At 37.6% G+C, this 14,576-nt stretch carries 13 protein-coding genes; 4 read left to right on the top strand and 9 right to left on the bottom strand.

Going from position 1 to position 14,576, the window contains the following annotated elements; translation table 11 throughout:
• Window positions 1-78: 78 nt before the first annotated feature.
• Window positions 79-651, bottom strand: a complete 573-nt coding sequence (locus B3E92_RS22100; RefSeq protein ID WP_286767661.1) for a hypothetical protein — start codon at window positions 649-651, stop codon at window positions 79-81.
• Between the two features lie 337 nt (window positions 652-988).
• Between B3E92_RS22100 and B3E92_RS22095 the strand changes: the two genes are divergently transcribed.
• Complete coding sequence (locus tag B3E92_RS22095; RefSeq protein ID WP_286767662.1) at window positions 989-1,795, top strand: LexA family transcriptional regulator; 807 nt, start codon at window positions 989-991, stop codon at window positions 1,793-1,795.
• 526 nt (window positions 1,796-2,321) lie between these two features.
• Here B3E92_RS22095 and B3E92_RS22090 read toward each other — a convergent pair.
• The 5 genes from B3E92_RS22090 to B3E92_RS22070 all read right to left on the bottom strand — a co-directional run bounded on the left by B3E92_RS22090 (window position 2,322) and on the right by B3E92_RS22070 (window position 7,148).
• Window positions 2,322-2,624, bottom strand: coding sequence for a hypothetical protein (locus B3E92_RS22090; RefSeq protein WP_286898393.1), 303 nt, complete (start codon window positions 2,622-2,624; stop codon window positions 2,322-2,324).
• A gap of 549 nt (window positions 2,625-3,173) precedes the next feature.
• Window positions 3,174-3,671: a DUF1772 domain-containing protein gene (locus B3E92_RS22085; protein ID WP_286898392.1), complete on the bottom strand. Its 498-nt coding sequence runs from the start codon at window positions 3,669-3,671 to the stop codon at window positions 3,174-3,176.
• A gap of 199 nt (window positions 3,672-3,870) precedes the next feature.
• Window positions 3,871-4,644, bottom strand: coding sequence for a helix-turn-helix domain-containing protein (locus B3E92_RS22080; RefSeq protein WP_115049772.1), 774 nt, complete (start codon window positions 4,642-4,644; stop codon window positions 3,871-3,873).
• 347 nt (window positions 4,645-4,991) lie between these two features.
• On the bottom strand, window positions 4,992-6,113 hold the full coding sequence (locus tag B3E92_RS22075; RefSeq protein WP_286898390.1) for an NAD(P)-binding domain-containing protein: 1,122 nt from the start codon (window positions 6,111-6,113) through the stop codon (window positions 4,992-4,994).
• Between the two features lie 12 nt (window positions 6,114-6,125).
• The gene (locus tag B3E92_RS22070) at window positions 6,126-7,148 is read right to left on the bottom strand and encodes an LLM class flavin-dependent oxidoreductase (protein WP_115049776.1); all 1,023 of its coding nucleotides are present in this window, start codon (window positions 7,146-7,148) and stop codon (window positions 6,126-6,128) included.
• 181 nt (window positions 7,149-7,329) lie between these two features.
• Between B3E92_RS22070 and B3E92_RS22065 the strand changes: the two genes are divergently transcribed.
• Entirely contained in the window at window positions 7,330-7,926 is a 597-nt protein-coding gene (locus B3E92_RS22065) for an HD domain-containing protein (protein ID WP_286752511.1), read from the top strand.
• Between the two features lie 71 nt (window positions 7,927-7,997).
• Here the strand turns inward: B3E92_RS22065 and B3E92_RS22060 are convergent, their stop codons facing one another.
• Window positions 7,998-10,457: a bifunctional YncE family protein/alkaline phosphatase family protein gene (locus B3E92_RS22060; protein ID WP_286752512.1), complete on the bottom strand. Its 2,460-nt coding sequence runs from the start codon at window positions 10,455-10,457 to the stop codon at window positions 7,998-8,000.
• Between the two features lie 1,037 nt (window positions 10,458-11,494).
• Here B3E92_RS22060 and B3E92_RS22055 point away from each other — a divergent pair.
• Window positions 11,495-11,716, top strand: coding sequence for a methyltransferase type 11 (locus tag B3E92_RS22055; RefSeq protein WP_070565219.1), 222 nt, complete (start codon window positions 11,495-11,497; stop codon window positions 11,714-11,716).
• Window positions 11,717-11,888: 172 nt separating this feature from the next.
• On the top strand, window positions 11,889-12,749 hold the full coding sequence (locus B3E92_RS22050; RefSeq protein WP_286898388.1) for an alpha/beta hydrolase: 861 nt from the start codon (window positions 11,889-11,891) through the stop codon (window positions 12,747-12,749).
• Window positions 12,750-12,771: 22 nt separating this feature from the next.
• Here B3E92_RS22050 and B3E92_RS22045 read toward each other — a convergent pair whose 3' ends face one another.
• Window positions 12,772-13,308, bottom strand: a complete 537-nt coding sequence (locus B3E92_RS22045; RefSeq protein WP_286898387.1) for a GNAT family N-acetyltransferase — start codon at window positions 13,306-13,308, stop codon at window positions 12,772-12,774.
• 47 nt (window positions 13,309-13,355) lie between these two features.
• The gene (locus B3E92_RS22040) at window positions 13,356-14,522 is read right to left on the bottom strand and encodes an FN3 domain-containing metallophosphoesterase family protein (RefSeq protein ID WP_286898386.1); all 1,167 of its coding nucleotides are present in this window, start codon (window positions 14,520-14,522) and stop codon (window positions 13,356-13,358) included.
• Window positions 14,523-14,576 lie beyond the last annotated feature (54 nt).

Genomic DNA, 14,576 nt, shown 5'->3' with positions numbered 1-14,576 from the left:
ATAAAATTCAAGGACTATTTTGTAGAGCTGGATACAGTTGCTGAATGAGCAGAGCTGCTGTGATTGTATAAAATAATATTAATCCCCATCGAAATGCCGGTCAATAAGGTAATAATTGGCAATCTGTTTAATCTCTTTTTTGAAATCACGATAGAGGTCAAATTGATTGCAAGCGCAGATGATAGATTTCTGTAATGTGTCATTGTTTATTTTTAAGTAAGGACCAAGTTCCTTGTATATGCTACTTCTTACTTTTGTTTTCAGATTATTTAATTTTTCCGGCTGAAAGATACGTAGAACAACGGCGATAGCTTTGTAACGATGCTGTATGTCCTTGTAATTGATATATTCTCCCATAATCTGCTGAGAAGGAATACCCACAAATTGACAATAACAGTCAATTACTTGGCTGATTTTGGAAAGATCAGATTCATAGATCTTATCGATGGATTTTAGTATCTCGGGATGATTTTCTTTTAAGAAACTCATGATGAATGAATAATATAATGTGTTCATACGTTGTGAACGATTTTTGTCGGTTACTATACTGCTTTCCTCTTTTCGTAAAATATTGCTGGTTTTTTGTAGTTGATAATAATCCACTGTGTATACAGTGGGCTGTCTGAGATGTTGTGACATGAGCTGTTCCATTTTCTTTTATCTTTAAGTATGAACTGATTTTTGTCTCGCAAATTGCAAATCCAACGAATAGCTGATCTGCTTACTACCCGGCTTATCTATTCTAGGGGTCTATATTTTTTTATTGTTTAACAAAGTTAAACAAATTTGTTAATCTTGCAAGTTTATTAAAACCTAATTTTTACTTTTTATATCAAATTGTAAACTTATTTGTTTAACTGTAATATATTGATAATTAGATTATTATTGTTTTATTTTGATTGTCTATTTGTTTAGGTTTAATAAGTTGTGTAACTTAGTGTCAGATTGTTATATATTTGTGTAACATTTGTTAAATACCCGATCGACTATGGAAACTTATCCAAATAATAACTTTGAAGTTTTACGCTTGGAGATGCGCGTTACTAACCGTGAATTCGCGTCTTTACTAGGGGTACGCGAGCAGGTGTACTCGCGTATTAAAAAAGGAGAGTATCCTATTGGACTTACGATGAAAACACGTATTCAAGCGGCTTTTCCTCATGTTCAGTATGACTGGTTGCTGTATGGAAAAGGTGAAAGAATGGAGGTAGCTCCTTTAGTGCAACCAGACACGATCGCCATGCTTAGTATTGGTAATGGTAAGTCAATAGGATATTTTTCGGAGGACGTCAAGTTTATTGACGAAAATAAGAATAATATATTTTTTGAAGTTTCCCCAGGACGATATTTGATGCAGACAAAACTTGTCACAGAGAAAGCTAAAGCCGGGTATCTTTCTGGCTTTTCTGATGCTGAATATATGGACGATTTACCGGCACATTTTATTACAGTCACTGAGTTTCATAAAGGTGCCTATCGTTCTTTTGAAGTTAGTGGTGATAGTATGACCGATGGAACAGACGCAAGTGTATTGGATGGCGATATTGTGACGGGACGTTTGATTAAAAGAGAGTTATGGCAATCAAAATTTCATACCCACAAATATCGGTATTGGGTTGTTGTACATAAATATGAAGGAGTTATTATTAAAGAAATTGCTCATCATGATGTCAATAACGGAATTCTTACCCTTCGTTCGCTAAATGCTGATAAAACAAGGTACCCAGATTTTGAGGTAAGTTTGGATGATGTTGACCAAATTTTTAATGTTGTAGATATCAGCCGTTCGCTTTAGGAATAGCCTAGCTCAGATTAATTTCGTTTTGACAGTTCATCTTTTCGCACCAAAGTTAATAGGTGGACCTTTTTGTTTCAGCTATATGTGCGATAAATTAACCCAATCACACGCTGTTAAGCTGAAAGTTCTCAGTATTAAGTCTCTAGGGTTATACTAAAAAATATAGAAATAAAAACTAATTATATTAGTTTTTATTTCTATATTTGGCTATAAATTGAACGTATGCGGACATGTTGTTGCTTGCTGTCTTGGCGCTCTTAGTATATATTTAACGTTAAGAAGGCTGATAACGTGACGAGAATATTGGTTGCTCATTATTCAGGCATGTCCGTGGCGTTCAATTGAAATAATAGGTACATGTGCTTAGGTTATCAGAACGGGGTTGAGGCATTTTCGAATAAACCAACTATTTACTGAGTTGTACCTATGGACTTGCCATTTACTAATCATCATATGTTTATTTTTGAAGCCAGGTGTTGAAATCTGGCTTTTTTATTTCTTATGCAATCAATTGTTGTCAGTTTTAATCTTTTACAAAGCTTACATCAGTTATTTTATAGGAAAAATTATCTTTTTCCCGTTCATTTTCAGGTTTTTCCATCTCATTGTAGTGTACTGTTCCCGTCATCTTGAATGTTGTATGAGAATCTAGGTTGATTTTTTCTCCCTTATCGTCAAATACATAAAAGTTCTTAAGCGTATAATTTTTCTGGTCTTCGGGAATTTCAAATAAAACATTGTTTTTTTCTGTCCCTACAGGTGATATAACGCTGAATGCAGTGAATTTTTCAGAACTAAATGCATGGGATTTAACTACGAAATTCATGGCCATAGTTTTTGATTTTCCTGATGAGAATGTAAAAGAAGGCGCATCAAATTCACCTGTTAACGTGATGGTTTTGTTTTGATTGTCATAGTTGATTCGATCGCTTTTACCGTATCGACAGAACTGCCATTGCAAGATGTGAACAACACGATGCCGGAACATACCAACAGTGATGTTGAAATTAAGTGTTTTGGTTTCATGGGAAAAATTTCATTAATTGTAAAGACTATTTTTATTGATAGACAACTTCTGCTTATTTATGTTTTGGTAATCTATCGAAGATTTTTTGGAATCTTCGATATACCTGCCTTCATGCTGATTTACACTCACATTCAATAACATCCGTCGATTAATTTTTATAAAAGTAAGGTATTGAGGAAGAGGTTTTAGCACTTGATTTAAATTCGGGGGGAATGGATTTAAATTCGCATACATTGGACTTTTTTTCGTCTAAAAGAGGTCGGTAAATAATAGCAAGTTTTTTTCGGTGGAAATGCCAGTAAACGGGCTATATGGTATTTGATCCTAAACTATTACCTCATATTATGATCAATTTCTTGCTTTAAAAAATACCAAGTTAATAATTAAACAAGTGAGTGTAAGTAAAGAGCAGCAAGTTCGGATGTTATTCCAAAATACCCAGGGTTTTTCAAAGGCATCACGTGCAAGTCTTAAAGATTTTTCTGGAGATATAGATAGGTCGATCGAGGCCAATTGATTGTTCAAGGGGACATTTTGTGTGCCTGTGACTACAAATACACCAATGATATAGCTTAGGCATGCTACTAGTATTAGATAAAATTTTGGTGACGATAGATCAAAAAATAATATTGTAGCCATCAATAATAAAATTGGGGCGCCCAGAAAACAGCAGTAAAAAGCTGAGTTTAGTATTTCTTTATTAATATTTTGCATGGCGGTCAGATAGGCTTTATCGTTGAGTTTATGTAGCCCCAAATTGACCGAAAAGGTATACGAAAAAAATAAGCCTGATATGATAGCCGAAAATATTGTTGCCAGCGCTAAAATGATGTCTTGTAATTTCATGTCTATATTTTTTTGATGTATCATGTTTTGCTGAACTCAATTGTCTAAGCGTTCTGATTTATCAAAGCATTGTTTTCTTATCGTAAATTTTTCGAAGGAGTTGAGGCTAAAAAAATACACACTTTCGTTGCACTCGACCTTAGACAATACAAAAGTTATGATAATCAGGGAGTCAATATAGAATAAAAACGACAGTAATCTATTTTTTGTTAAATGACGCTGGAGTTGTGCCTGTGAAAGTCTTAAAGACACGAATAAAATGCGATTGGTCGGAAAATCCATTTTCATAAACAATTTCCGTTATCTTTCGGAAGTCTTTGCTATTGAGCTGTTTAAAAGCGGCCTGAAATTGTACCATTTTAGCGAATTGTTTAGCGGATATTCCAGTTTCCTTGAAAAACCTTCTTTCAAAAGTTCGGATGTTCAATGCTTCTCTTTTTGCAATTTCTTTAATAATGATTTGGCCCTGGTTTTCGATGATTTCAAGGATTGCTCGCTGAATCGAAAAATCAAGTTTATTTTTCTTGCTATCGAAAAAGCTGAGAAGAGATTGTATCAATAGTTGGATGCTGTTTTCAGTGCTTGAAGATGAGGATAATGTGCCGGTAAGTTGGTGGAAGGTTGTATTTGAAGGAGTATCTAGATCATAACAGTCGTCGTTTATGCTTTCGGGCGAGATGCCCCAAAATGTCCGTAATACAAATGGGTAAAATTGAAAAACGATAATCTGAAAAGGCCCTGTTACATCGATTGAAATCGGTTTTATTGTCTGACCATAGAGAAAAATCGTCGGCATCTTTTTATCATGAGGCTTGATTGTAAAATCACCATAGCATCGTTGAAACAATAAACCAGGGTAACCATCAGCATAAAAAGGTAAGTTTACGCAATCATTCTTCTGACTTTCAAACACTAGGATCGCCTTTACGAATAATGCAATGGATGTATCTGGACTGATAATCTGAGGCTTCATTTATAAATTGTTTGGCTTTGCTTTACGAATTTTTATAATTTTAAATATACAGAAATATGAAATAAGAATATATGGATAATCGTTGGATTTCGATTAGTGGATTTACTGTGACCCGTAGTGTTTAAAGTATATGTCGTTGATTCAACTTATTTGAAATAGTAGAGCGGTTTTTTTCTTCTCACCTGAAATAATTGTGCATGTTCCAGTAATTTAACATAATTATTTTGCCAATAATTGGCAATCCAATTTGAATCCAATGAAGGGTTGTAATGACTCAGGTCACTTTTTAAAACGACCGAATCCACTGCTTTGACTTTTTATTATTGTACTCAAAATTGAAACTACCATTATAGTTGGCTCCCACTAAATTTATTTGTGTTCAGGTCGGCAGCTGAAAGCGTTTTTAGAAGTTCTCTAGCTGCGGCGCTACCTGCACGGTTTGCACCGATTGTCGATGCTGATGGACCATAACCCACGAGGTGAATTCTTGGTTCTTTAGCGACCATGGTCGCTAGTCTGCCTGCCATTTGAATGCCACCCTGTTTTTCTTTTGGTAGCACTGCGTCTAGATGGCTCAATGAACTTTTAAAGCCTGTATTCCAAAGTATAACATCTGCTTGTTGTTCTGTTCCATTGGCCCATTTGATCCCCTTTTCTGTTATTTCTTGAAACATTGGAAAACGTTGAAGGACACCCCGTTTTTCCATCTCCTGGATTTCTGTAGAATAGGGGAGGCCCGTAACGGAAACGACAGACAAATGTGAAAGCCCCAATCGTACACGTTCCTCTACCATAGCAACCGCATTATGCCCGGCCATGTCATCAAATGGCCCCTCTCTGAATAAAGGCGGTCGTCGTGTTATCCAGGTTGTCGTTGTAACCTGGGAAATTTGGTCCAATAGCTGAATGGCAGAAATACCGGCTCCAACAACAATAACATGTTTGCCACGAAAATACTCTGCAGTTTTAAAATCCTTTGTGTGGAGTTGCTCGCCCCGAAATAATTCTGCACCTGAATAGGTAGGAATATAGGGGTTTTCCCATGTTCCAGTGGCGTTGATAATACCGAGTGCTGAGAAAAGAGTTTCTGCCGTATCGATATGAAAGCGATCTTGGTACATGTAGACTTTTTCTACTTTAGCTGGTCGATATACTTGAAGTCCAAATTTTTCTTCATAAAGTTTAAAATAATGGGGAACAGCGGTGTTGGCTTGAACTTCCGCCCCTTTTGTTGATAAAGTCTCCTCAAACGACATGCCGGGCAAATCGTATATTTTATTGACTGTACTTAAGGTAAGGGAGTCCCAGCGAAATTGCCAGGCTCCTCCTGGTGCAGAGGCTTCATCCAGGATGATAAAATCCGGCCCGATTTTAAGTCCGAGCTTCTTCAAATGATAAGCAGCAGAAAGTCCAGCCTGACCCGCACCAATGACTGCAATTTTTGTTTTGTAGCGAATGTTCTTTATCATACGAAAGAGGAGTTAACGCCAACCAAGTTCGGGAGCTACGTGTTCCAAAATGGCTGAAAGAATGTGGACATTGTAGTCGACCCCTAGCGTATTTGGAATGGTCAATAATAGCGTGTCTGCTTCCTGTATTGCTTCATCTTGCGCTAATTCTTTCACGAGTTGATCTGGTTCTGCGGCATAACTTCGCCCAAAAATCGTCCGCTTGTCCGATTCGATTATCCCAATTTTATCTGTTTTGTCCGCCTCTTGCCCGAAGTAATAACGATCTAAATCATCGACCAGAGCGAATATGGATCGACTGACTGAAACGCGGGGTTCACCAGGGTGCCCTGCTGCTTTCCAGGCCTCTTTGTATAAACGTATTTGTTCGGCCTGCTGAATATGAAAAGGTTTGCCATTTTCATCATATTTCAAAGTGGAACTTTGCAGGTGCATTCTGTTTTGAGCAGCCCATACAGCCGTGGCGTTCGATGCTGCTCCCCACCAGATACGATCACGTAACCCTTCCGAATGGGGTTCGAGCCTCAGCAGACCGGGCGGGTTTGGAAACATTGGATAGGGATTTGGTTCAGCGAAACCAATTCCTTTAAGTTTTTCTAAAAATTCCAATGCTTTTTGCCTTCCCATATCAGCATCTGTTTCGCCCTCGTTGATATTGTAACCAAAGTGACGCCAACCATCTATTACTTGTTCAGGCGATCCTCTGCTGATGCCGAGCTGCAATCTGCCCCCGGAGATTAGATCTGCAGCTCCAGCGTCTTCCACCATATAAAGGGGGTTTTCATAGCGCATATCAATGACACCGGTGCCGATCTCAATTTTTGAGGTTTTGGCTCCAATGGCCGATAATAAAGGAAAGGGAGATGCTAGCTGATTCGCAAAATGGTGTACACGGAAATATGCACCATCTATGCCTATTTCTTCAGCAGCTACTGCTAGATCTATGGATTGCAATAAAGTATCGCTTGCGGTCTGCGTACTATATGCGGGATGCTTGGACCAATGGCCAAAAGATAAAAAGCCTATTTTTTTCATAAATCACAATGGGATTTGATGTCAATCAAATTTAATAAATGTTGCGATTATATCGGTAGTTTGGATTGTCCGATGGGTGTCAATAATATATGGTTTGAATGAATTTGCCAAATGACAAGTAGGCTGTGGCTCAAAAAGAGTAATTTTATGTATTATTCAATTGTATAAGTGATTCAGAGTGATGCTTTCAGACAAATTATTACAACAGATCGAGTTTATTAAGGAGATCGACAAGATTAAATATATCCAGCGCAGGACAAAACTTTTCAATAGTGACCGTCCCGAAAATGACGCTGAACACAGTTGGCATCTTGCCCTAATGGCTATTGTGCTTTTAGAACATGCAAATCAATCAGTGGATTTATTGAAGGTAGTCAAAATGGTATTGATACATGATATCGTCGAAATCGATGCAGGTGATACTTTTATCTATGATACAGGAAAAAACCATACCAATACAAGTGCGGAGCGTTTGGCAGCTCAGCGGATTTTTGGAATTTTGCCTGGGCAGCAAGCAGAGGAACTCATTGCGATCTGGGAAGAATTTGAAGCTGGTCAAACGCCGGAAGCACAGTTCGCACGAGCGATGGATCGATTGGAGCCACTTTTACAGAATAGTTCCAATAATGGTGGAACCTGGAATGAACCTGGTGTAAATTATGAAAAGGTTTATGAAAAAAAATCTGTCATTAAGGATGGCTCAGCAGTATTGTGGGAATATGCAGAAAAATTGATTGATGCTGGAGTTGCTCGGGGGATTCTGAAAAAAGGAGAGTAGGTAGGGTACTCATCAATGGCCAGCAGTAATCCCGATACTATTGCTGACCATTGTGGTTTTATAAATATACATTAATCGTCATCATCCTCTTTTTGTTCGCTTACCTTTAGGAAGGCGGCTCTTTTTGGAGCTGGAGCAGATTCACCTTTAAGTCCCTGCCATAGAATTTCATTGAATACCAAATCAGGTACCGCGTCTTCTTTCGACCAATCATATTTGTCACTCCATACAGCTAGTTTCCCTTTACTTGGATTGCGCTCATTGAGATCTACATTTGCGTCGACATGATCAAATGGAGTATAATCGGGGTTATTGCTAAACGATCGCCACATGGGTGTTGCAGCAGCGTCGTATTGCGTCATTGGTTTCATCCCTAAAATCAGCTCTATCGTTCTAATCATCCCTGAGGTTGAATACATGGTGTGATCTACAGATCTTCTTTTTACATAAGGGCTAATCAAATAGGCAGGACTACGGTGTGCATCCACATGGTCAGGACCATTCTGGGCATCATCTTCCAGTATAAAGATCGCAGATTCTTTCCAGATTGGACTCTTGCTGATATGGTCAACAAACATCCCAACAGCGAGGTCATTGTCCGCTACATGAGCATAAGGGGACTTTTTGCCGGCACGCATCCCTTCCGTATGGTCGTTGCTGATTCGAATGGTTGTCAATTGGGGCATTTCTCCTTTTTGGATGAGTTGATCAAAATCAGCTTTCCATTGTCTTATACGTGTGGTGTCGGCAACACTCAGGTCATAACTTGTATATCCAGTGGCAACATGCCCTTCCAAAGATTTTACGTTGGGTTTTCCTTTATCTGCGAATTCACCATAGGTGCGATAAGATACCTGATGTCGCTTGGCATTATCCCAAATAAATCCGCCTTTATTGTTGGCTATTTCTCGTTCCCCTTCTCCTCCATAAGTGCCGCCGCGACCGCCATAGCTTGATGGCCAGGTTTTCTCCAGATAGTCGGTGGCATAAGCACCCATACTCCAATTGTGCCCATCCGCACTAACTTCCGCATCGACATAGAAATTGTCTAGAAGTGCAAATTCATTGACAATTTTGTGTTGATTAGGCGTGATTTTTTCGCCGAATAAACAAAGTGAAGCGTCTCCATTTCCTTGTTTAACATCACCTAGAACTTGATCGTAGGTACGATTTTCTTTGATGACATAAAATACGTATTTGATCGGAGAGGGGGCTCCAACTTTCATTGGAATAGGGTTGCCGGCTTCACCCTCTGTTTGCAGCTCTTTTTCTTTCGAATAGGGCGTATTCCGGTATACCGCACGAGAATATAGGGCGAGTTCTTCTGGTTTAGGATCAGGTATAAAGCTTAACGTTCCCCTAAAAAGACCAGCAATATATTGTATCTCTTTTGGTTTGTTGAGGTCGCCTGCATGACGATCGACTTTTTCCTTTTGGTCTGTCGGATTGGGACCTTTTGGATTAGCTTTGGATGATAAGCCTTTACCATTTGTAACCAGAATTGTTTTATCGACTACTTTTACATTCGTTGGATACCAGCCCACTGGAATAAATCCTTTCGAAATAGATCTCCCAGGCTTGCTTACGTCGAATACTGCTAAACAATTGTTGTCTGCATTGGCTATGTAAAGGGTTTTACCATCTGTGGACAAAGCAACACCATTGCTGGTCGATCCACTTGGAGCATTAGGATACAATGCTGCATTCAATGTTTCTACGACTGCTCCTGTTTTAGTATCGATTATGGATACCGAGTTGTCATTTGCGTTGGCGACAAAAAGCCATTTACCATTTTTACTAAACGTAATTTCATTTGGGTGGCTACCCACAGGGATCTCTTTGGTTATCTTATTTTGTGTAACATCCCATACTAAAATCTTTTCTCCGCCCCAGACGCTGATATAGAGTTGTTTTGCATCAGGTGTTAGCTGGCAGGTATACCCCTCAGCTCCCAAATCATAAGTTGCTTTCGTTGCTTTGGTTTTTAAGTCGATGACATATAGTTTTTTATCTTCTCTGGTGACAGTATATAATTGTTGTTTGTTTTTATCATCTACAGCCAATCCGGCTATTCCTATTTTATTGGGCCATGGCTTGCCAAGAACAATAGAATCTTTGGATGCAATTTTTCCACCGTTGATTTTATAGATCCTGATCATGTTATCATGTCCCCCAGAAGTATACAGTGTATTATCATCGCTCGAAAAAGCCAATCCATACCAAGATTTTGGTATAGCAATACTATCGATTTTTCGTTGTGAAGCGAGATCGATAAGATCTATTGTTTGTGTACTTTGTCCATTGTTGCTGACAGCTGCAAGCTTTTTATGATGACTGATAACTAAGTTCAGCGGTAAATCTCCGAGCTCTATCTGTTTCCCAACAGGGGTTAGTGTCCAGCCATTTGGTAGTCCAACTTTATTGCTTTCCAAAATTGAACTAATCCTATTTTGTATATTGTTTTGACTGAATGTGAGTTGTGAGGTTGCAAACATACACGTTGTCAAAATAAATGTTCCTATTCTTTTCATGGGACATATTTACGAAATTGAGTAGTCAGACTAAATAGGAAGCTTCAAAATTAAAGAAAACTTAATATTGGACCGCGAACTTAGTGTAGGTGATGACGCGCTGTTTTTTAGTATGGTCAAGGGCCTCTGAAAATCTGTAATACAGGACTGATCAGAAAATTTTGCACGGAATACTCTTTGTAATCGTTTATAACAAGGGGTGATCGGTTAATAGGTAAAACTCTGTTGTTTACCGATGAAAATTGTTTTTTCACCGAAAAATTATGGTGTTTTACAGTTTGTTTTTTGAAATTGGGCGGATAAACTATTCAATCTTTATTTATGATACACTTCTTTAATTCATTAGCAATTTTAACTATAGTAGGATTAGTAAGCCTCTCTACCAATGTGAAAACTAAAGATTCCCAGGCCAATATTGGAGACACGATGGTAGAATATAAATCTTCAATCAATGGCACTGTAAAGCCTAATACCTTACACAGTATGCGGCAAGATAAGATTCATTTATATACCGACTGCAAAGATTCCATTTTATAACATGAACTTTCTTATTTGAAGCTGCTGTTTTTATTTTTGAAAAATATAATTTTTAAATTACTTTTTTGTTATATAGATTAATTTCGTATATTGAGTTATAGTGAAAAATCCAAAGGGTATGTTACGGCATCTGTTCATTTGTGTAGAGCTCTAGCGTAATTTCTAGCTTTGGGAAGCCTATATTTTTAAATTGATTATTCTTAAATAGCTTGTTATGAAAAAGAAAAGTTCGTCGTGTTTTTTTTATGCCATTATTGCTATTGTCATTTGCGTATTTCTATTATTGAATCTACCAGAACTTATTCAGGGATTTATGAACGGTTACAATTCAGTTATTAAATAGCAACTCGATGTTCACCGTTTAATTTCCCATATTTACCGATTTTTTTACTGTCTTTATCTAAATTTTGTAGCTGTTGCACGCCCCGTATTGTAGTTTAGAATGAGTAAACGGAATAGGACTAATACCGTATTTCTTGAATGGAACTTAATCAGATCTAATGAAACGAGTCGAAATATTTAAAACCAATGTTTATCGAATGAAAGATGCACAGCAAATTGTTGCAACTCTTGTCAGCCTGTTTTCATCTTATAAAATTAACTTCGATCTTGAAGATGAAGAACGTATTCTAAGAATTGAATCTTCGCAATTGGAAATTGAGACCAACAGCATTGTTAGAAAGATGTTTGAGTGGGGTTATCGTTGCGAAAGAATCATTTAATCATTCATGAAAAATAAAAAGCTAACTATTATATTAATTTTCGTTGTAAATTGCGCTGGTAATTTGTTGAACAAAACTGTTGGCAGTCCCTAAGGATGTTATGTCTAATAGTCAAGTATTTCAATATAAGATTACTCAAAAAAACATTGTTGGTAAGCGTAATATATCGGATATGATAGGCAATAGCATGCTCATTTTTTTAATGCTCTTTATTCTTAATACAGACTGTTTTGCACAAAATGGAACACCGTTAACGATAGGCACATCAGAGATATTGCATTCAAAAGTTTTGGCTGAAGACAGAATGATCAACATTCATCTTCCCGACAATTATAACCCCAATGATTCTGTTCGCTATCCAGTGGTATATGTTCTTGATGGTAGTATGGATGAAGATTTCTTCCATATTGCAGGTATTGTACGTTTTAGTACACAACCCTGGATCGACAGATTTCCTCAAAGCATTGTTGTTGGAATAGGAGGAAACACACGAAGAAGAGATTTTACCTTTCCTGTTGAAAATACAGATTTTATAGAAAAGGAAGGCTTTCAAAAAGCTAGTTTTCCTTCTTATGGCGGTTCTGAAAAATATAGGGCATTCTTAAAAAATGAATTGATTCCTTACCTAAGTGGCAATTATAAATCGAACGGAAAACAGACGTTAATCGGAGAATCACTAGCTGGACTTTTTTCCGTAGAAATATTACTGAAACAACCTGAACTATTTGATGATTATATTATTATCAGTCCAAGTTTGTGGTGGGGAGAAGTGTCTTTATCGAAGAATGCGGAGAAGTTTCTGCAAACTAATTTGAAAAAAAATATAAAGGTTTACCTCGGTATCCCCAACAAGGAAGAAGACATAAGAATGTATGATGAGGCTATAGCGTTATCTGAGATTCTTAAACGAAATAATAAGACTCATTTTGTATTTGATTACATACCTGATGAATTGCATTCAACAGTAATACATCAAGCTGTCTACAATGCTTTTAAGAAACTGTATCCAAAAACTGTCTATTCAAAGGAGTAGTCTGGCTATACGGTGTTTAATTTCATTTTACACTTAGCTGTACTTCGTTGTTCCACTCTTCTTCCAAAACTGACATGAATAGTTTATCGTGAAATTGATTGTCTCTAAAACAGGCTTCACGCATTCTTCCCTCCAATTTAAAACCGGCGTTTTCATATGCTTTTATGGCTGTATAGTTTGGCTCAGATACCGTCAGCATAATTCTGTTGAGCTCTAGTTTTCCAAATCCGATAGCTAAGATTAATTTGGTAACTTGAGTGCCTATTCCCTTCCCCCATTCTTCGCGATCACCTATAAAAATAAAATACTCTCCGGATCTGTTTGCTTTGGAAATATTACAAATGCCTGTATAACCAATCAGTTTATTAGAGTCGTTTAGGAAAATTCCACGATTAAAATTTTTAGAATCGTTGACAACGGAGAGAAACCAATTGTCGATTTGATCCCTTGTGTTTAGCGACTGAAAAAGAGAAAGGGAGTACTTTATAGACATCTCATCATTGATCCATTCATAAAATGGAGAGACATCTTCGAGTGAGAGCGGCTTTAAATCGATCATCGTTTCATAAAAATGGTGTTCGTTATTTCATACGCGAATTTACCGCTTTATTTTAACGGCTTAATGATTACTTGATCGACCATTTTCCCCTGCTGATCGAGAATTTTGAAGATTCCTTTTTCGTCGTCTAAATCTACGCGGAGCACATTGTTGTTGGAATTTACAATGATCGGAAATTGTACTGTATTTGTCGCATTTTTGATAATGTGTCTATGTAAATGTCCTGATAACATGATCTGTGTTCCTGCTTTGTTGAGGATAGGAACAAATTTCTCCAAAATCTCCTGTTCCCCGTGCCAGCCACCAAAAGGGGGCATATGGCAGATTACGATCTTATATTTAGCATCTTTAAATGACGGGTTCTCAACTGCTTGAGCTAACCAGGCCGCTTGTTCGCTTCTATAGTTATCCATGTCTACAATACCGCTATATTCAATGTCGGTATCGGGCTTGTCTTCACCGCAATCTAAGACGATAAAACCGGTATTCCCATGCTTAAATTGGTAATATAGTTTACCTGTTGGTGTTGGGAAATATTTGGGATATTCAATGGCAAAAGGTCCACGTGTTTCATGATTGCCTCTTGCATAAAACATTGGTTTTTCACTGGCGAACTTTTTAATGGCGGTATCCATGAACCCCTCATACAGTTGTGTTTCACTGAGTAGATTACTAACCATATCACCGTTGAATACCACAAAGTCACTTGTCTTTAGATTGCCGATATCCAGTAGCTTATCGAGTACCTCATTGCGCTCATGAATATCATTGACAACTGTAAAATGGGTGGAGCTGGCATGGCCAAAGGTTTGGAAAAATAAGGGAGCCTTTTGATAAACATCACTGGCTACTACTTTTCCATATTGTACATTGACGCCAACATGTTTGAGGACTTCTTGACTATACACACGATATCTATAGCGTGTTCCAGGTTTTAGGTTGTTCAATGTAACTTTATGCAACGTACCTACTTTTTTGAAGCCATAGGCAGCCGCATAATATTTTGGTCTTTCCTTAAAGTAAAAGTGACTGGAGTCATCTGGGGCCAGCTCAACCCAGCCAGTAGCAGGCTTGTCTGTCGTCCAAATAATGGAAACAGATTGCTCTGTTAATCCTTGAATGAAAGGTAAGTGATTTATTCTGATCGCATCCTGACCAACTGCCATAAAACAATTGAAGAACAACAATAGGATGATGCATTTTAGTTTAGTCATTGTATTACCTGGGTCTATAATTGATTTTGGAACCTAAATCGGTTTTTTCTTGCG

The sequence above is a fragment of the Sphingobacterium sp. UBA6317 genome (genome assembly GCF_002440385.1).
In the GTDB taxonomy this organism is placed as follows: Bacteria; Bacteroidota; Bacteroidia; order Sphingobacteriales; family Sphingobacteriaceae; genus Sphingobacterium; species Sphingobacterium multivorum.
Note: the sequence above shows the minus strand (reverse complement) of the source record. Positions and strands in the feature narration are given on the sequence as shown.

What these genes read in the sequence shown, in the direction of transcription:
- B3E92_RS22100 (WP_286767661.1), bottom strand. Translation starts at nt 651, where the DNA reads ATGGAACAGCTCATGTCACAACATCTCAGACAGCCCACTGTATACACA.
- B3E92_RS22095 (WP_286767662.1), top strand. Translation starts at nt 989, where the DNA reads ATGGAAACTTATCCAAATAATAACTTTGAAGTTTTACGCTTGGAGATG.
- B3E92_RS22090 (WP_286898393.1), bottom strand. Translation starts at nt 2,624, where the DNA reads ATGAATTTCGTAGTTAAATCCCATGCATTTAGTTCTGAAAAATTCACT.
- B3E92_RS22085 (WP_286898392.1), bottom strand. Translation starts at nt 3,671, where the DNA reads ATGAAATTACAAGACATCATTTTAGCGCTGGCAACAATATTTTCGGCT.
- B3E92_RS22080 (WP_115049772.1), bottom strand. Translation starts at nt 4,644, where the DNA reads ATGAAGCCTCAGATTATCAGTCCAGATACATCCATTGCATTATTCGTA.
- B3E92_RS22075 (WP_286898390.1), bottom strand. Translation starts at nt 6,113, where the DNA reads ATGATAAAGAACATTCGCTACAAAACAAAAATTGCAGTCATTGGTGCG.
- B3E92_RS22070 (WP_115049776.1), bottom strand. Translation starts at nt 7,148, where the DNA reads ATGAAAAAAATAGGCTTTTTATCTTTTGGCCATTGGTCCAAGCATCCC.
- B3E92_RS22065 (WP_286752511.1), top strand. Translation starts at nt 7,330, where the DNA reads ATGCTTTCAGACAAATTATTACAACAGATCGAGTTTATTAAGGAGATC.
- B3E92_RS22060 (WP_286752512.1), bottom strand. Translation starts at nt 10,457, where the DNA reads ATGAAAAGAATAGGAACATTTATTTTGACAACGTGTATGTTTGCAACC.
- B3E92_RS22055 (WP_070565219.1), top strand. Translation starts at nt 11,495, where the DNA reads ATGAAACGAGTCGAAATATTTAAAACCAATGTTTATCGAATGAAAGAT.
- B3E92_RS22050 (WP_286898388.1), top strand. Translation starts at nt 11,889, where the DNA reads ATGATAGGCAATAGCATGCTCATTTTTTTAATGCTCTTTATTCTTAAT.
- B3E92_RS22045 (WP_286898387.1), bottom strand. Translation starts at nt 13,308, where the DNA reads ATGATCGATTTAAAGCCGCTCTCACTCGAAGATGTCTCTCCATTTTAT.
- B3E92_RS22040 (WP_286898386.1), bottom strand. Translation starts at nt 14,522, where the DNA reads ATGACTAAACTAAAATGCATCATCCTATTGTTGTTCTTCAATTGTTTT.